We start from the raw sequence: 17,751 nt of genomic DNA on the forward strand, positions 1-17,751 counted from the left end.
AATCAGATGATAAATCTAAGGGATAAATGGACGTGCTGATTTGAAATTCTCAGATATGAAATATAATTTTTGCTCCTTTGGTTTACTGATTGGCGCGTTCGTTTCCGTATTGGTGACATTAATTATTGTTGTCTGGGAATGGATCGAAAATCCGGGTGGTATCTTTCACGATCAGAATGGTACCAATTGGAATTTTGTTTTTGATACGGCCTCGAGCTGGTTTGTGCCTACATTCATGTATGCTGCGCTCATTGTCACGGTACTCTACCTGCTGCTCTATGCAATACAGTGGATTAAACATGTTAGAAAAAGATAGCGTGATTCTTATCGCTGATCTCAATATAGGGTAAGTAGGTGCAAATAATTCTGGGTACTTAGTATAGATAAGCTTGAATCCAGGGGGAGAGCCCTGGACTCAAGACGTAGTAAGCAGATTAATAAAAGTCTCCGCCTATGGCTCGCTGCAGTGCAGCTGCTGCCAGTCGCTCTTCCAAGCGTTTTTTTACTTCACGTCTGTGTCTTAGGTCATCGGCGGCCCGTTGATTTTTTGGGGCCGTCATCGCTTCTATCTCTGCATCGTTGGGCACAAGGTCAATAATCTGAGCCATAACCAACTCCTCTCTTGTGAAATACTTATGGCATTTTAATAGATGCCATCGATTAAGAAATGACACCGATATGGGTGTCGGAAAGTTAATGTAAAGAACAAAAAAAAGCGCTATAGCTTAAGACGTTAACTCGGGTGAGTCGGAAACATTAGTAAGCGCTGATGAGAAAGATATCAGGCTCTTGTGAGGAAAAGTGAGATCGATTTAACATTATCTGCAGAAGGGGAAAAAATTAACTTTTTGACTTTTTCCTAACCGATGAAAATAAATTATTAAATAATATCAGTTTGTTATGGATGGTTTGTGGATGCGCAATCGCTGTTTTAGTGATTGCGCATCCAACTTGAGATCACAAATTGAAATTCTGGCATTCCCTTAAGATGTTTTTCAAACATCGGAAGATCCTTACATCAATTTGTTGTCAAAACTCATTTAAAGGTTATAGATTGAAACTATAGGTCGAAGCTATAGCTGTATCCCAAAATCACTTTAGGATCGTCTTGCTCCAGATCGGTATCACTCACCATAAATGAGACAGTTCCGATATCGGTGTCTTTATTTAGAGATAAAGAATAATCGGCGTAGCTATCGACATCGAACCATGCGGTGCTCACATCACCGGATGAATATCCGTAATGGAGATCTAAGCTTAATGTGTCTGAGAAAGGGAATGAAAAACCAGCCTGGATATAGGAGAGATCTTTTTCATCCAGCGGATCTGAAGCCACATCACTGTCGGCATTGACTATCTGAGAGTAACTTACCGAGAACCACTTCCAACTTAATGCCGCGGTAATTTCGCCAAAGTCTACGCTAGCATCACTATCGGGGTAGGCATAATAGAGATAACCAATATCGTAGCCAAAGTCTTCACCAATTGAACCTGCATAACCAGCATAAAAATCAATTTCATAGCTTGTGTCATCGCCAAAATCTACATTCGAAGCCCATGTGCCCAGATAGACACCGCTATCGTGTTCATAATCGATACCCCCTTGAACGGCGACAGCGTCCTGAGTCTGAGTGACTCCTCGCCAGAGGTAGTTAGAGCTGGCACCAATATTTGCAGTGACACTTGCATTAGCGCAAAAGGTCATTAATAGGCCTGAGGCCAGTATAGAGGTCGTTCTGAGTGCTTGTTTCATATTCATTCCCTTTCATTGATGAGCCAGTTCATTTTTGTTATTACTGACTGAGAAAGGACTGCTAATCTTGTGCCATATTTTATTGCTTACAATATCAAAGGTTTACGTTTTCACACCCCAAGATTACATAGCTGGTGGTTATTATTGGAGCAGAAAATGCACTCGACTAGTGCAACTTATAACTGTCGAATACTGGCGGGAGCTTGATGTTTCGAAAAACGGATACAAAAAAACCTCCAGTTGGAGGTTTTTATTCATAAACAATGAAAAAGCGTGATTAGTTAACGCTATCTTTCAGAGTCTTACCAGCTTTAAATTTTGGAACGGTCGCTGCTGGGATTTGGATCTCTTTACCCGTTTGTGGGTTACGACCAGTGCGTGCAGCGCGATTAGAAGTTTCAAAAGAACCAAAACCAACGATAGAGATCTTATCACCATTTTTCATCGCTTCGGTGACAGTCTCTTCAAAAGATTTTAGTGCGCGTGCAGCTTCTGCTTTAGTCAGTTCCGCATTCTCAGCTATTTTTGCAACAAGTTCAGTCTTATTCATTTGAATAGTCTCTTCTTTCCGTAGATTTAATTATACCAATCACATTATATACTTAGCAATTGCTGCACCTAACATGCCATAAGCTATGTCATATTAAAAGAGCTTTAGCGCTCAGAATTGCCCTTTGAGGTCAAAATTTGTCTAAAAATAGATCAATTTACATCTGTTGGCCTAATGAACAAGCATTCTGTCGAGTCGTTCAGCTGCTTGCCTTTAGAATGAGTGATGCATTCTCTCTCTTTTAATCCATATTCTGCGGTCATTCATCGAGCAACTGATAGAGGATCTGCTTAACAAGTTGAGGTTCGAAGGGTTTATCGCAAAGGGCATTGACGCCTGCCTGGGAAACATTGCTGAGATGAGCATCATTGGCCTCAGACGACACCATAAGGATGGGAATATGAGATTGCTGACTATGGTTACGAATAAATTGAGTCAAGGCTAAGCCATCGACACTGGGCATATTGTAATCTGTGATCACTAAATCAAACATATTCAATTTCATTATTTCGATGGCTTCAGCCCCATCTACTGCTTCGGTGATCAACTGAAGGCCTAAATTTGAAATTGTTCGTCTTATGATCTTTCGAGCCATCTTACTGTCATCGACAACCAGGACTCTAAGGCTATGTACATCGAAGTGACTGAGATCTAGCTCATCCTGGCTTAAGAGATCGATGGTGGCATTGAGCGCTTTACCTAAGTGTTCGGATGAGAATGGCTTAGGAAGAATGGATACCACGCCAGACTGTCTATAAACCTCTAGCTGTTCACGGCGGCATTCACTGGAGACCAACATAAATTGAATGTCTTTATACTCGTTGGTCTCTTTTAATTGTTTAAGCAGATCTAATGCTGTGCCATCTTCGAAATGCATAGCACTGGCAACCAGATCAGGATGATGGCGACTAATGATGGTTTGGGCTTCAGTTAGACTCGTTGCAGTTTGAATATTGCAGATGCCTTCATGAGTTAGCCTGCTACAGATAATTTTTCTCTGAGTATCGGAAGGCTCGACAAGAAGTATTGAAAGTTCACTAGGCAATAATGTGCTCATAGTCTCGATTCTTATTATTAGTATGTGGCGGCTAAACTACCCTAAAGACAACATCTTAGCAACAATCGCCCACCTAACTCATCGGTTCACTTCGTCTTTATTCTGCAGTGTTACGGACCAGATAGGCTTTTGTCGTTTTAGAAAAGGCGACCCAAAACTGAAAGGCCAATAGGAGCAGACCAGAGACGGCGATTAATGGTACCGGGATCTCTTGGTTATTGAGCACAACTTTCACATCGTCAGGTGTTATCTGATAAGCGATGATGGCGGTCCCGGCAAGTGCTGCCAAGCCTAATGTCTGAATGAAAAGATAGACTTTAAATGCGATGCCTGCCCAACTGGTTCTCATTGCCAAGCCAAAGAGCACGGGGATCACGCCTAATGAAAACAGATCTATGGCTTGAATGCTCACGGCTCGCCAAGTAGCGACTATGGCAAGCAGGGCGTAAAGCAACATGATGATGGAGAGTGCCATAGTTGGTTTTTTCATTGAGTGTCTCTTTGGTAGCGCTTAATAGCGGCGAGTGTAAAAAAATCAGACTTAAGAGTCAAAATCTAACTGATATAGATTAGAATAGCGGGAGGAAAACAGAGTGAGAGTTTTATGACCGAAACAGAATTTTGGCAGCTAGTAACGAGAACTACCCCGGATCAAGACCAGATCAGCTTAGCCGAGAATTTAAAGGGTAAACTTGAGCAGCTCAGTGATGAGCAGCTTGTTGAGTTTGATAAGTTCTTTGGGCAACAGATGCGTCGGTCATATTCCTGGTCGGTATGGGGGGCTGCCTATATCATTACCGGATGTGACTCTGAATATGCCTTTGCTGAGTTCCGCTGTTTTCTTATCTCATTAGGTAAAGACTGGTATGACAAAGTTATTGTTAATCCTGATGATCTGGGGCTGCTTATACAATGGCCGGAAAAGGATGGCTATGCCTATCCATTTTTAGATGAATATGACTTAATCGCCGGACAACTTTTTGAAGATAGGACGGATAGGGAATTGCCTTTCGTACCTTCGGGAATGGCCACTCCTCAGGGGAAGAAGTTCTCGACCAAGAAGAAACAACTTAAAGCGACTTACCCTCAATTGAGTGCGGCGTTTCCGTTTTAGTACTTATGTGAGATAGGAAAAAAGCGAGGATGTCCTCGCTTTTTGTTAGATGTTGTTTTTACCCGAACGTTATTCGTAACAGACTTCGGCATCACTATCATATTGCAGACCATTATCATCGCAGGTTTTATCCATAAACTGCTCCTCAGCCGTCGATAACTCCGCATCGAAATCATGTAGCTGGCTCTCAATCAAAGAGCTCTCTGATTCACTCTGTTGCGTGGCTAAAATCTCCAAATGGTGATTCACAGCAGCCTGTTCTATGGGCGTCAACTCATCTGCTTTTGCCTGCCCGACAAATGCGCTTGCGATTAGCAAGGCGGCGATGAAGGCGATCTTGCCTGAGAACATGACCTTGGTTTGCGTGATTGAGTGGCTCATAAATTTTCTCCAAATGTGAAATCGTGACCATAAAGGAACCGTTTGCTCTCTCCGGGACTTTCAATAAAGAGGAGTAAGAGGTGTCATCCTAAGGGAATTTGTCTGTATTAATTAATGCGTATATTACCCGGTAAAAGATGTACCAGAGCTGAATGAAAAATGAGCAGTTCTTGTTCCGGATACCTGAGGGCTTGAAGTTCTAATTATTGACGGAGCTGGAGATGATCCACTGTAGGAGTGGCTTTAGCCGCGAATGGTTCTTTGCGAGCAGTTTTGAATGCTTGAGCCTTAGTCGTCACTCTGAACTTGTTCCAGAATTTATGTTTTTTATGCCTTAGGTACTGAAGACCGAAGAGGAACTAATCGGGTTATCCTTGCTAATGCCTCTGTTTGCTTGCCCTATAAACAAAACAGAGGCCTGATTGCCTCTATCTGTTTAAGCGTTATCGATTATTGCTCTACACAGAGTTCGTCACCCGTATTCAGGTCGACTCTGTATTCTGTACAGATAGGCTGTAACAGGTCGAGTTCTTCATCTTTGAGTTGATTCTCAATAGCCTCTAACTGCCTGTCTGCGCTCATATCTTCTGTGAGAGCTTCATATTGAGACAGTATTTCATCGGCAGATGTTGCGCTCTCGTCGATACTTATAAGTTCGCTTGCATTCACACCCATCACAAACGGAAAGGTAAAGAGGCTGATAAGTAAGGTGTTTTTTATGCTAAATGTCATAGTGTTGCTCCTATACACATAATGAGGGATACCCCTCCGAAATATGGAAGCGGGATATTAACATTGGAAACTTGAACATTTGCTGAATTGATAGTGGAACAGCGGTTATTACTCGTCATTAAAATAGCTGTAGACTACACGGTTAGCTATTCTGAGCCTGAGCTTATCACTTCTTTATCTACTCATTTTCCATCGTCTCGCATTGGAACCCTTGGCGGCTCGAGTCAAAACGGCATCTTAACCCACATTCCCATGGGGCTTGATCATTCTCCACAGATTTCTCCAATGAATAGGCTCTACATGAGGGGTAATCTTCGAAGTCATCGACTTTTTTATATCGACCCGAGTTATAGCCATTGGTATAGACAAAAGAGGACCAGGTTTCTGGTTCATCGGAGGCTTCGGATTGGTTAATCAGATAGAGCGTGATTCCGAGGGTCACAAAAAGGGTAATAACAAAGATAATGGGTAGAGAGTTTTTCATTTACGAAACGGCCCGGTATAGAAAGAGCAGATATTCTATACTCAAGTGATACCAATCGGTATAGGAAAGTGATCTACTAAGAGTTTTTTGGCAACCGAATTCAAGGCGAATGGTGAGGAGATGTTTGCTCCTTAATACTAGCTCCTCGTTGATATCACATACCTGGCCTTGATAAGTATTGATACAGTTTCTTGCATTTGCAATGAGAACAAATCGTGAGTGTGGCGGTCTATTTTTAATAGTGCAGCTATACAGCTGCATAGGCATTAATTACTTTGCATTAAGCCCATATTCAGGATAGGTTTTGTATATTAAATCAGCACCCGTACAAATACCTTCTTAATACTTAATACCGATATCAATAGCATTTGCAAAGATTTGGCTATAAACATCCTAGTTCAGCCTTTGGAGGCTCATATGAAGTTAACCTATATATTATTTGCGGGAGTATTAACTTCCACTGCTGTGATTGCAGCAGATGAAACTGTTGAAAATCCAGTGACCGAGCAAGGAGTGGTAAAAATTGAGTGGCAAGATCCCAAGAGCTTTCGTGATGTGAAGGCGGTCGGTGATATTCAATCCCGATATGAAAAAAGAACATTTGATACCCTGACTAAGAACTTGAATAGAGAGGCGAGTAAAACATTAAAGAGTGAGCAAAAGCTTGAGATGCTGGTGACAGATCTCGACCTCGCCGGTGATGTCAGGCCCACTTTTGGCGCCACGATGAATGATATTCGCTTAGTTGAAGAGCTCTATCCTCCACGCATCACTTTCAGCTATAAAATTCTCGAAGGAGACAAGGTCATTATGGCTGGCGATGAGAAGTTGACCGATATGGGGTTTATGCAAAGGGTTGGGCGCGCGAGTGATAAGCCGATGAGATACGAGTCAAAAATGCTTACTGACTGGCTGAAAAAGACGGTTGAACCTAAGTTGTAATGAGCCGTTAAGTGACTCCGGAATGTTTAAAAAGGCTAAATGAGCTGACTGCTTGTTTAGCCTTTTTTCTGTTGATGATTATCTTTATCATCATAACCAAAACCGCAAGAATACTATGGTGCTAAAATGATGGTCAGGTGACAGAATCACCTGTGGAGCACTGTTTACTTTGATTGATCTTTAAAGGCTTGCAGGGTTTGCAGCAAAACCCCAAGCTTACGGACAAATTTTTCTAAGGCCGCGGGTAGCTTTTCTGCATCGGTCGGCATCTTGTCCAGTTCATCTGCCAGCTCTTGAACATAAGGGCGGAAGCGGTTGCTGCTTGTGCTGAAACCCTCTTCTTGAGTAAAGATGGTATTAAATTTTACGTGGCCGGCTTTTTTTAATTCATCTAACTTACCATCGGCATCGATCGATTTACGATAGGCTGTTTGTAAGTTGTCTTTCAGTTGTTCAATAACACGTGTGTGTGGCATAACAGCCTCTCATTTACATAAATTTTAATTGTCGGGATTATAAGGGGCGAAGCAGATGGCAACAAGTCAACTGAAGCGATTAGTTGCATTGGTATGTATGTTTGTGGCGATGGGGCTGGCTTGTGCCCAAGCGGCACCGCTGGATACGCCACCATTTTATAAAATTGAATATAAGGGGAAGGTCTCCTATCTGTTGGGGTCGATTCATGTGGGCAAGGCAAATTTTTATCCTATGCCTGAGCAAATTGAATCTCTGTTCGATTCGGCTGAGTCCTTGGTGGTTGAAGCGGATGCTGCCAGCGCTGATATTGCCACATTGATCAGAAAGTACGGAGTAGGTCAGGCTCCTATCGATATTGAGACTCAGGCTGTACTCGATAGTTATTGTCAGAGAAGGGCGAGAGAGTGCGCCGCATTAAGTGGTTATGCTCCCTGGTTGCAGTCGATGCAACTGGGAATGGCCAGATTTGAAGCGCTGGGCTACAGCGCTGTATATGGGGTCGAGCAGGTATTGATCTCAAAGAACAGGGGCAGGCCTGTTTTGGAGTTGGAAAGTACCGAGTTTCAGTTTCAACTTATGGCTTCATTCGATGATAAGACCCAATGGAGTATGGTTAAAGAGGCCATCGAAGGACCCGATGAAGATATGCACGGCCTGATTAGCTCATGGCGCACAGGAGATGAACTTCATCTTGCCGAATTGATGGAGGGGCAGATGTCCGATGGAGACAATAAAGAGTTACTCGAGAAGATTTTATGGAAAAGAAATATCGACATGGCGGCAAGAATAAGAGAGCTGATGCTCGACCCTGACACTCCACAACCTATGTTTATAGCTGTCGGAGCCGGGCATGTGGTCGGCGACCGAAGCATGGTGCTTGAGATGCAAAAATATGGTGCTGAGACTACAAATTGTTGGCAGAAACAGTGTAATTGAATCAGAGCCTGTGGAACTCGATTAAGTTAAATAACAGGGCAAGTTAATGGTCGCCTGTCTATACTCTGGAAACTAGCCTACTCCATAGGGGAGGGCTAGATTCTATTTGATTCACAGCAGGGAGGCTGAATGCAGGCTGTCGCGATACCTCCGCCACGAATTGGCTTTGAGGGGATCCCCAGAAACTGGGACAAAAAACATAGTAAAGTGATCGCCAGGGTCGACCCCGGCGCCTTTTATATTACTTCCCACGATGAATATATATTTACCCGGCTCGGGTCCTGTGTGGCGGCCTGTATCTGGGATCCACTCTTAGGTATTGGCGGTTTAAACCACTTCCTTCTCCCGGAAAGAGAGCTCAATGAAGATTGGCACCAATTAACCAGTTACTCCTGTCGCTACGGGAATTTAGCGATGGAGCAGTTAATTAATGGCATCTTAACCTCGGGTGGTCAACGCCACAGGTTGAAGGCTAAAATTTTCGGCGGGGCACAGATGACAAAAACTTCGGTACTCAATGTCGGGCAGTCTAATATTGAGTTTGTGAAAAACTACCTGGCACTGGAAAATATCCCGATAGAAACAGAGGACTTAGGCGGTCCCTGGCCGAGAAAAGTCCTTTTTCACCCCAATAGCGGCAAAGTGTTACTGAAACGCATGTCTCCGGAGCGAATCTCTCAGATGATGACTGAAGAGAAGGTCTATCTCAAAGGTATTGTTACAGAGCTGGAAGACAATCAGGTCGAATTATTTGATTAGCTTCAGTCAGAGTCTCGTCGCCAGTAAGTCGTAACCTGGCTGATGAAGCCTGAGTAATGAATTTGTATTATCTGCTTTAATTCATTGAACTGTATATTTTGGACTTGTTAGTGACTGGTCGTTACAGCCCCTTTCTTGGTTACAAAAGGTTGGAACTAAGGACAAACTCGTTCAGTTTGGGTATAATCGCCCGCTTGATATCGGTTTGGTGGTTTGAAACTTGAAAGGTTCGGTAAGCGTGGAAAAAGATTATTCGATTGAATTAAAGGCGTTGCCTTCGCTGTTCTCCTTGTATCGCAAGATCTTCTTTGGCCGTAAGCCGGGTTGGAATGAACAAGCATTACCGAAAATCCAAGTCAGTAGTTCGGGTGTATGTCTGTCTCGGGAAAAAGTTGAGCAATACGCCTCAGTATGTGGTTTTGACTTCGATGGTAAAACATTACCCCTGACCTATCTCTATGTGATGGCATTTCGTCTGCATGCGGTGATTTTTACCCATCAGGCTATCACTTTCCCGCTGCTTGGCATGATACACCTAAGAAATAGCATCACCTTGCACAGAGCCGTCAGTGTCGATGAGAAATTCAACTTAGAGTGCGAATTGACCGATAGTCAAGTAACTGATTCCGGGCTGGAATTTGATCTCGTATCTCGTGCTTTCGTCGATGGTGAGTTGGTGTGGGAGTCGCTATCGACTTACCTGTATCGTATCGAAGGTGCTACGCGTCGTGTTCGCCCGCCAAAGGGGAATGGCATGGCGTGGGAAACGCCCCAAGCCTGGTCCTTGTCCGATGATCTCGGACGCCGTTATGCTAAGGCCTCCGGTGATTACAACCTGATCCACCTACATCCGCTACTCTCAAAGCGATTTGGTTTCGATAGAGTTCTGGCTCATGGCATGTGGTCTAAGGCTCGCTGTATTGCTCAGATGATGCCTCAGATTGGCGATCGTCCCTGTACTGTGGATGTCGCTTTTAAGCTGCCACTTTTCATGCCCTCCGATGTGAGTTTTGCAGCCGAAATTAACGAAGACAATTTAATATTTGAATTGAGAGATGCCCGTGGACGTCGTCCGCACCTCTCCGGAGAGCTTAGGTTTCTTTAGCCCTAAGTTCTTATCGGTAGTTCTTATCCGGTAGCTCTTATCAGATAGAATGATGAAAGGCGTGAACGCGCCTTTTTTGTTTTTCACAAACCACCTACACTTGCATTACCGCTTACTAACAAGTGGGGCCGCATTTCTTGATTTAGATTCATAAAAGCTTAAATAAGTAAGGCATTTCAAAGTCAGCTATTTAGCTCACGTCGTAGATCCCCTATATTCGGGGCGCATATTTTATTCTACCTAGAACTATCCTACATATTATTAAAAAAGGGGAACATTAGAATGCTGACCGATATCGAGATCTCTCGTCAAACCAAGCATCGACCCATTACCCAAATCGCAGAAAAATTCGGCATTACCTCATCTGAGCTTGTCCCCTTTGGAGACGCTAAAGCTAAAGTAAAGTTATCGATTTTAAAGCGCGTAGATGACAATTTAGAGGGGAAGTTAGTCATTGTCACGGCCGTGACACCCACGCCATTCGGTGAAGGAAAAACAGTCACCAGCATAGGCTTAACTCAGGGATTAAATGCTCTGGGTAAAAAAGCCTGCGCCTGTATTCGCCAGCCCAGTATGGGACCCGTTTTTGGCATTAAAGGAGGGGCTGCTGGTGGCGGTTACTCCCAGGTGGTCCCGATGGAGGAGTTGAATCTGCATCTGACCGGTGATATTCATGCCGTGAGTAGTGCCCATAACTTAGCCGCAGCGGCTATCGATGCCAGATTATTTCATGAGTCCAGAATGACGGCTGACGAGTATCGGGAGCAGTCGGGGCAAGCGCCCCTTAATATCGATCCTGAGAAGATCTTGTGGCGCCGGGTGGTGGACCATAATGAACGCAGTTTAAGAAATATTACCGTAGGGTTAGGAGCCAATAACGGCCCCATACATGACTCAGGATTTGATATCACCGCCGCTTCAGAGCTGATGGCAATATTGGCTTTGAGTCTGGACTTAAAAGATATGCGCAGACGTATCGGAAAGCTAGTGCTTGCACTGGATAGCCTGGGGCAACCGATAACTGCTGAGACCTTAGGCGTTGCCGGCGCGATGACTGTGATCATGAGTGATGCGATAGAACCTACGCTTATGCAGACATTAACGGGCGATCCTTGTCTTATTCATGCCGGCCCCTTTGCCAATATCGCTCACGGCAACTCATCGATTATCGCCGACAGGATAGCCTTAAAGCTTGCCGATATCGTGGTGACTGAAGGTGGTTTTGGATCAGACATGGGGTTCGAAAAATTCTGCAATATCAAGACGCGCGTATCGGGTAAGACACCCGATGCCGCCGTTGTCGTGGTGACATTAAAAGCCCTGAAAGCCAACTCGGGTATAGATTCACAAAATGATATCAACCGGCCCGATATGGCGCGTCTACAAGTAGGCTTTGCTAACCTGAAATGGCATATCGATAACGTGAGTCAATATGGCGCTCCGGTAGTCGTGGCGATCAACCGCTTTCCAACCGATACCTTTGAGGAGCTGACATGGCTTAAAGCTAAGGTGCTTGAAACTGCGGCTTTTGGTTGTGAGATCTGTGAAGGATTCAGTCAGGGAGCGAAAGGCGCCGAGGCATTGGCCAGGGTCGTTGTCAGCGCAACAGAGCAGAAATCTGATTTTAAATTCCTATACCAGCTCGATGAGAGTATAGAGTCAAAGCTGCTCACTATCGCCGAGGCAGGGTATGGCGCGGCAGGAATAAAATTGTCACCAGACGCCAAAATCCAGCTGCAAGAGATAAACTCAATGGGGCTGGATAAACTTGCTGTGTGTGTGGCCAAGACCCCGTTATCGATAAGTCATGAACCTAAGGTTAAAGGAGTTCCGACCGATTTCGAGCTGCCTATCACTCAGTTGAAAATCAATGCCGGCGCCGGTTTTATAACAGCCTTGGTCGGTAAGGTGATGACAATGCCTGGGTTGGGTATTAAGCCAGGATATTTGAATGTGGATATCAATGAAGACGATGAAATAGTCGGATTGGCGTAACTGAAGTCGGGAAGGGGCAAAGACGACGCCTTGCGGCCTATCGCTTTGCGGACGGTGAAACCTATGCGACGAGCTACGCTCTATAAGGGAAAACAAGGCGACAAATCATTGAAGCCCTGTTTTCCTTTTAGCTCACGTAGTGAGCATCGTCTTAGCTTGTACAGCCAGCTCTGCTGGCGCCGATTAGGGCGTGCCCGTCAATCAGCTCACTCGGTGAGCGTCTTGCTGGTTTACTCTGATTGATAAATATGAACATCGCGCTGCGGGAATGGAATGCTGATGTTCTCTGCATCGAAGCGCATCTTCACAGTGCGGGTGACGTCCCAATACACTTCCCAATAATCTTCCGGCTTAGCCCAAGGGCGTACAACGAAATCTACCGAAGACTCACCTAATGTATGTAACTTAACGATAGGCTCTGGGTTTTTAAGTACCTTAGGGTGTTCGAGCAAGATGGCATTCATTACTCGCTCAGCTTTTTCAATATCATCGCCGTAACCTATGCCAAAAGTCATATCCACACGTCTTTGATGCTCAACAGTGATGTTGTTGATGGTGTCGCCCCAGATCTTATTATTCGGAATAATTAATCTCTGGTTATCTAGGGTCTTAATTGTGGTCGAGACCAGGCTCATATGACTTACCTTACCCGTCACGCCTGCAGCATTGATCAGATCGCCGACATCATAAGGGCGATAGATCAGAATCATCATCCCCGAGGCAAAGTTTGACAGCGTATCCTGAAGTGCAAAACCAATAATCACACCGGCAACACCGAAACCGGCTAATAGAGGGCCGAGCTCAATCCCCAGCTGAGAAAGGGCAATCAGTACACCTAAGGTGAATACGGCCTTACCCGACAGTGAGATAAAGAACTCCTGCAGAAGAAGGCTGAATTGCAGCTTGGAGTTGCTCACCGTTTTCTTGACAATTTTCTGAGCCAGTTTGCCCGCCAGGTTGGCGACAAACAGAATCAAGACGAAGATAAACAGCTTAAATATGACACCGGGTCCATTGTCTATGGCTTGGGTCTTGGCAGCGGTAAACCACTGCTCAATCAGGCTCGATGCGACATCGATGTTCAACACATCTTGAGTGATGTCGCCGGAAGTACTGAAAAGCGTCTGTTTTAACTCGGCGGTGTCTTGGCCTACTATGTCGAGCAGACCGATGGCGACGGCTAAACTGGAGCTGCTTTGAGCCAGTCTCTCGTTAAGCTGAGTGACCAGCAGAGTCTGCTCCGAGGTTACATCACTGCCGGCAAGACTTGCTTCACTCACTGCGGCTTGTAGCTTCTCTTGCGTGTATTGAACCAGGCTATTGAGCTTATCCGCACGCTTAACTAATGTCTTGATGAGGAGGTCAGCCTGATTGCCTGTATCTATCTCTAACTTTTCTGCCCATTTGAGGGTATCGAGTTTTGCTTCCAATTGCGCATCACGCTCTCTCTCTCTGAGCGATAGCTGCATCATGATCGCGGCGTCATTATCTTTACCAAGTTCACTTCTCAGCTGTTTAATGTCGTCTGTATAATAAATATCTACCCGATTGATGAAGTCCAGATGCTCCCGAACCAGCGGAAGTAATAGTTTGCTGTTTAGAGGGGTCTCATCCATCAACTCCTGGAGCTTGAGGTGCAGTAACTGCGCATTTTTTTTGATTCTGTATTCGGTGAAGCTGGTTAACTCCCCCTTCGTCAGCTTGAGACGGTTGACGTCTAGGGTGATCGAATCCTGCAGTGAAGAGAGTTCACCGGCTTCTGCCGTGGTTTCAATCGAGGGCTCGGTTAGGGGTGGTGTTGGGGTTTGCGCTTGCGAAGGCATGCCGCTGAGCCCGATTATTGTGAGCATCACCAGAGAGAGTATGCGGTACATAGGTAGATTCCTGTTCCTTTTGTAGGCGCTTATAATATTACTTTGATAGGGTTACTGTAAATTGAGATCAACAAATTAGTACTATTCGATATTCAAATGAATGGCTGACAGAGGCGAACTGGAAACCGTATTTTTGATAAAGATTCTGTTAGACTCACGCATCGAATTTTTGTAAGAAGTAGAGGCTCAACACGTGTTGTGTACCCACTGTAGTCAGTGTTTTGGTGTGAACGAGGTTCAGAATCAACGAGGCAAAGGCTTAAATTCACAGATCCAGTGTCCGCACTGTGAGGCCTGGTTAGGTAAGAGTCCAACCCTATCGCGTTTGAAAATATTGGGGTTTTATGTCGGTCTCGCCGCCTTAGTCTATGGGTATTTCACTCCGGAGCTTCGTAACGTTACCACAGCGGTCGCAATTTTTTCGGCTATGATTTTACTGGTCAGCCATATGATGGATCACCTGAAAGTCACCGAAGCCCCGGTGAAGCCATTTGTCGATGATAGTGAACACAGGCGTAAGTATCGTTAGCTTAATGCGTTAAAAGCCAAGGTTTTAAGGTGGGGGAAGGGCGAGTCGGATAAACAATTATTCAGGTCGCTGTCGATATCAATATCGCCGATATTCGAACAACCACCCGAACATTCGTGCTTTTCACTCAGTGGGCATAGTTAGCTGAGTGCTAAATTAGTCGATAACCTGAACTTGTGCTTCTAAGGCTGCTTCGACGTAGTAGATCCCACCGCCAACGGCAATGAAAAAGATTGAGGTCCAAAGGATCATTTTAAAGTTTTCGCGAAAGAATTCTAACATGGTCGTTAACTCCCCTGATGGGTATAATTTTAGCATCTGTTATCAATGTATCTGATGCAATATTAGTCTGTACAGCTTAAATCAGTATTAATTGTTTGCCGAAAACAATCGATCTGGATCACTTTCCTGGGGAGAGCAACTTACCTTTTCTTACATTTATTGTATCAATAGTTGCCATTTATATTAAAACGGTAACTTGACTTAACCTTCTGTTTGCATAAACTTGACCGCGATCTGTTGGTGTTAGTTTTTTCAGTACATTATCTATGGTGCCTTTTTATGGTGAGAAGTAGCGTAAGACAAGGAGTTGCAATTTGGCTATCAGCCATATTGATCTGCCTGTCGTTTGCCGCTTCAGCACATAGTGTTCAGCATATTGATGACGGCGCTCAGGGTCACTGTACCCTCTGTTTCCATCAGCATCAGTTAAACAAGTTACTGCCAAGCAGTCTTTTCAATTTTCCTGTCTCAGTTCCAACATTTGAGGTCGTTAGCTATCAAGCCTGCGGGCACCGCGCTGCGCACGTTAACGTCTTTCGAAGTCGAGCCCCTCCGGTTCAGCGGTAAATCAAATTCAAACCATAGAAGTTTATCGTCTCAAATAATCCATTTTGATTATTGAGCGTTTTTGATTTTGTTCACCTGCCCAAAAAAAGGGCGGGGAACTTTGCTGTATTTTGGAGAAATAAATGACCGTTTTAAATAATCGCATCACATGCGTGGCCGCCGCGTGCGCCCTGTTTTCGACTTCAGCTTTTGCACAGGACCCATCACTGAGCAACCCTGCGATCAGTGCCGTCCTCGATGGCTACTATCAAAACACCGAGCGTCCTATGGCGGAGCGTGTTGAAGGGTTTGGCTTAGGGCATACCGAGCTGGCGATGAGCGCCAACATCGATGATATGTTTTATGGCAAATTGACCGCTGTGGTTGAGATGCATGAGGGAGAAACGGAACTGGGCTTAGAAGAGGCCTTCATTCAGACTCTCGCTATGCCAGGCGGCTTCTCTGTTCGAGCGGGTCGATTCCTCTCTGATGTGGGTTATCTCAATAATCAACATGTACATACCGATGCCTTTTCCGATCGACCGGCAGCCTACCGAGCATTCCTGGGCAGCCACTATTTTGATGACGGTGTTCGTCTAACCTACGTCGCGCCGACGGATATCTATTGGGCGATGGGGATCGAAGCCTTCAAAGGGGACAGCATGCGCGCCGTCGATGAACACGGCGAGCGTGAATTTGAAGAGTTGGGCATCTATACTGCTTATACCAAGTTAGGTGGAGATATCGGTGTTAACGGTTCCTGGCAGGCTGGCCTGAGCTATATGCGAAACGAGAATGGCCGCATGACTGCCGATGAACATGAGGATCACGCTGAGCTTGAGGATGATGACCATGGTCATGACCACAGCCACAGTGCGAACTATACCGGTGAGAATACCTATATTGCCGATTTCGTCTATAAATGGGCGCCGAATGGCAACTATAAATATCAGCACCTTACTGTAAGTGGTGAATATTTTAAGGTGACGGACTTCACTCCGTTAGCTCTCGAAGATGAGCACCTGAGTGAGCACGGTGTCGATGATCAGCAGGGTTGGTATCTCAGCGGTGTTTACCAGTTTTCTCCTAACTGGTCAGCGGGTTTACGTTATGGTGAAGTCGACACTCAGGAGATGCATGGCGATCACTTCCATGGTCAGAAACTGAAAGAGAGTGAGGTCAGCCTGGCCTGGCATCATAGCCACTTCTCTACAGTGCGTCTGCAGTACACTAACCAGAAAGGCACTAATTTCGACGGTATCGAAGATGATAACGTCATCACTCTTCAATATGTTATGACTCTGGGGGCTCACGGTGCGCATCAATTCTAATCTGACTAAAATCGCCGCGCTTGCCTTGATGGCTAGCTACTCCTGTGTCGCGAATGCCGGGCTGAATATTTTTGCCTGTGAGCCTGAGTATGCGGCTCTTGCGAAAGAGTTAGCGCCCGACGCTAAGATCTATTCTGCGACGACAGCGATGCAAGATCCACATCAGGTGCAAGCCAGACCAAGCCTAATCGCCAAGATGCGACAAGCGGATCTTGCGGTCTGTGCTGGTGCCGAGCTCGAGGTGGGTTGGTTACCTATGTTGCAGATGAAATCTTCCAACTCTAAGGTACGCTCTACCGATCTGGGACTCTTCTATGCTGCGGATCAGGTGGAGACATTAGATATGCTTGAGTCTGTCGACCGTAGTATGGGAGATGTACATGCTCAGGGGAATCCGCATCTGCACTTTTCTCCAGAGCGTGTCTTACAGGTTGCACAGGCATTAACGGATAAGCTGATACAGTTGGATCCCGATTCGAAAGCCGAATATCAAACGTCTCTGACTGACTTCAGTGAGAGATGGAGTGAGGCTATCCCTCTGTGGAAAGCGAAGGCGGCTTCTCTGCGAGGTAAGAAAGTGATTGCTTACCACTCAAGCTTTCGATATCTGTTCAGCTGGGTTGGGATAGAGCAGGTCGCCGATCTGGAGCCAAAACCTGGCCTGCCGCCGAGCAGCAGTCATCTGGCAAGCCTGCTTAAGCGCACAGAAGCCGGAGATATCATGGCAATTGTCGTGGCATCTTATCAGGATGAGCGTGGCGCTAACTGGTTAGGTGAGAGAGCTAATCTGCCCGTTCAGGTCTTACCTATGTCTGTGGGAGGGAATGAACAGAGCCAAGATCTGTTTAGCCTATATGACAGTGTGTTAGATCTCTTGTTGGGCGTTAAGAGCAAGTAAACAGGC

Annotated in this window: 21 protein-coding genes; 10 read left to right on the forward strand and 11 right to left on the reverse strand. The window is 45.3% G+C overall.

All coding sequences use genetic code 11. From position 1 onward, the window contains the following. Positions 1-434: 434 nt before the first annotated feature. The 5 genes from SSED_RS24770 to SSED_RS03130 form a co-directional block, all read right to left on the reverse strand. The gene (locus SSED_RS24770; RefSeq protein ID WP_012140947.1) at positions 435-608 is read right to left on the reverse strand and encodes a hypothetical protein; all 174 of its coding nucleotides are present in this window, start codon (positions 606-608) and stop codon (positions 435-437) included. 452 nt (positions 609-1,060) lie between these two features. Further along, positions 1,061-1,753 (reverse strand): TorF family putative porin, encoded by a 693-nt coding sequence (locus SSED_RS03115; protein WP_012140948.1) that lies wholly within the window; start codon positions 1,751-1,753, stop codon positions 1,061-1,063. A 277-nt stretch (positions 1,754-2,030) separates the two neighbouring features. Next, entirely contained in the window at positions 2,031-2,303 is a 273-nt protein-coding gene (gene hbs, locus SSED_RS03120) for a non-specific DNA-binding protein Hbs (protein WP_012140949.1), read from the reverse strand. A gap of 259 nt (positions 2,304-2,562) precedes the next feature. Beyond that, positions 2,563-3,360 (reverse strand): response regulator, encoded by a 798-nt coding sequence (locus SSED_RS03125; protein ID WP_012140950.1) that lies wholly within the window; start codon positions 3,358-3,360, stop codon positions 2,563-2,565. Between the two features lie 97 nt (positions 3,361-3,457). Further along, positions 3,458-3,850 carry a hypothetical protein gene (locus SSED_RS03130; protein WP_012140951.1) on the reverse strand — a complete coding sequence of 131 codons (393 nt, stop codon included), beginning with the start codon at positions 3,848-3,850 and terminating at the stop codon, positions 3,458-3,460. 114 nt (positions 3,851-3,964) lie between these two features. On the opposite strand from SSED_RS03130, the gene SSED_RS03135 reads away from it, so the two are divergent. After that, positions 3,965-4,474, forward strand: coding sequence for a DUF4240 domain-containing protein (locus SSED_RS03135; RefSeq protein ID WP_012140952.1), 510 nt, complete (start codon positions 3,965-3,967; stop codon positions 4,472-4,474). Positions 4,475-4,543: 69 nt separating this feature from the next. Here SSED_RS03135 and SSED_RS03140 read toward each other — a convergent pair whose 3' ends face one another. The 3 genes from SSED_RS03140 to SSED_RS03150 form a co-directional block, all read right to left on the reverse strand. Then, positions 4,544-4,855: a hypothetical protein gene (locus tag SSED_RS03140; RefSeq protein WP_012140953.1), complete on the reverse strand. Its 312-nt coding sequence runs from the start codon at positions 4,853-4,855 to the stop codon at positions 4,544-4,546. 450 nt (positions 4,856-5,305) lie between these two features. After that, positions 5,306-5,587, reverse strand: a complete 282-nt coding sequence (locus tag SSED_RS03145) for a hypothetical protein (RefSeq protein WP_012140954.1) — start codon at positions 5,585-5,587, stop codon at positions 5,306-5,308. 178 nt (positions 5,588-5,765) lie between these two features. Continuing rightward, entirely contained in the window at positions 5,766-6,071 is a 306-nt protein-coding gene (locus SSED_RS03150; RefSeq protein WP_012140955.1) for a hypothetical protein, read from the reverse strand. 417 nt (positions 6,072-6,488) lie between these two features. Here SSED_RS03150 and SSED_RS03155 point away from each other — a divergent pair, with 417 nt between their 5' ends. Beyond that, complete coding sequence (locus SSED_RS03155; RefSeq protein WP_012140956.1) at positions 6,489-7,013, forward strand: DUF3016 domain-containing protein; 525 nt, start codon at positions 6,489-6,491, stop codon at positions 7,011-7,013. A gap of 164 nt (positions 7,014-7,177) precedes the next feature. Here the strand turns inward: SSED_RS03155 and SSED_RS03160 are convergent, their stop codons facing one another. Next, complete coding sequence (locus SSED_RS03160) at positions 7,178-7,489, reverse strand: hypothetical protein (protein ID WP_012140957.1); 312 nt, start codon at positions 7,487-7,489, stop codon at positions 7,178-7,180. 55 nt (positions 7,490-7,544) lie between these two features. Here SSED_RS03160 and SSED_RS03165 point away from each other — a divergent pair, with 55 nt between their 5' ends. The 4 genes from SSED_RS03165 to SSED_RS03180 all read left to right on the forward strand — a co-directional run bounded on the left by SSED_RS03165 (position 7,545) and on the right by SSED_RS03180 (position 12,285). Beyond that, positions 7,545-8,426, forward strand: a complete 882-nt coding sequence (locus SSED_RS03165; protein ID WP_012140958.1) for a TraB/GumN family protein — start codon at positions 7,545-7,547, stop codon at positions 8,424-8,426. 129 nt (positions 8,427-8,555) lie between these two features. Then, a complete protein-coding gene (locus SSED_RS03170; RefSeq protein WP_012140959.1) occupies positions 8,556-9,185 on the forward strand; it encodes a hypothetical protein in 630 nt (209 codons plus the stop codon). Positions 9,186-9,456: 271 nt separating this feature from the next. Next, on the forward strand, positions 9,457-10,290 hold the full coding sequence (locus SSED_RS03175; RefSeq protein WP_086022460.1) for a MaoC family dehydratase: 834 nt from the start codon (positions 9,457-9,459) through the stop codon (positions 10,288-10,290). A 282-nt stretch (positions 10,291-10,572) separates the two neighbouring features. After that, complete coding sequence (locus SSED_RS03180) at positions 10,573-12,285, forward strand: formate--tetrahydrofolate ligase (protein ID WP_012140961.1); 1,713 nt, start codon at positions 10,573-10,575, stop codon at positions 12,283-12,285. Between the two features lie 230 nt (positions 12,286-12,515). Here the strand turns inward: SSED_RS03180 and SSED_RS03185 are convergent, their stop codons facing one another. After that, a complete protein-coding gene (locus tag SSED_RS03185; RefSeq protein WP_012140962.1) occupies positions 12,516-14,159 on the reverse strand; it encodes a mechanosensitive ion channel family protein in 1,644 nt (547 codons plus the stop codon). Positions 14,160-14,352: 193 nt separating this feature from the next. On the opposite strand from SSED_RS03185, the gene SSED_RS03190 reads away from it, so the two are divergent. Beyond that, positions 14,353-14,688, forward strand: a complete 336-nt coding sequence (locus SSED_RS03190) for a hypothetical protein (protein WP_012140963.1) — start codon at positions 14,353-14,355, stop codon at positions 14,686-14,688. Positions 14,689-14,844: 156 nt separating this feature from the next. On the opposite strand, the gene SSED_RS25050 is transcribed toward SSED_RS03190, so the two are convergent. Continuing rightward, a complete protein-coding gene (locus SSED_RS25050; RefSeq protein WP_263053380.1) occupies positions 14,845-14,970 on the reverse strand; it encodes a hypothetical protein in 126 nt (41 codons plus the stop codon). A gap of 279 nt (positions 14,971-15,249) precedes the next feature. Between SSED_RS25050 and SSED_RS24920 the strand changes: the two genes are divergently transcribed. From SSED_RS24920 to SSED_RS03200, 3 genes are all read left to right on the forward strand, one after another. Beyond that, complete coding sequence (locus SSED_RS24920) at positions 15,250-15,537, forward strand: hypothetical protein (RefSeq protein ID WP_012140964.1); 288 nt, start codon at positions 15,250-15,252, stop codon at positions 15,535-15,537. 122 nt (positions 15,538-15,659) lie between these two features. Further along, positions 15,660-16,847, forward strand: a complete 1,188-nt coding sequence (locus SSED_RS03195) for a membrane protein (protein ID WP_012140965.1) — start codon at positions 15,660-15,662, stop codon at positions 16,845-16,847. After that, the gene (locus SSED_RS03200; RefSeq protein ID WP_012140966.1) at positions 16,831-17,745 is read left to right on the forward strand and encodes a metal ABC transporter solute-binding protein, Zn/Mn family; all 915 of its coding nucleotides are present in this window, start codon (positions 16,831-16,833) and stop codon (positions 17,743-17,745) included. The genes SSED_RS03195 and SSED_RS03200 overlap by 17 nt, the downstream gene beginning before the upstream one ends. Positions 17,746-17,751 lie beyond the last annotated feature (6 nt).

The organism is Shewanella sediminis HAW-EB3, from assembly GCF_000018025.1.
In the GTDB taxonomy this organism is placed as follows: domain Bacteria; phylum Pseudomonadota; class Gammaproteobacteria; order Enterobacterales; family Shewanellaceae; genus Shewanella; species Shewanella sediminis.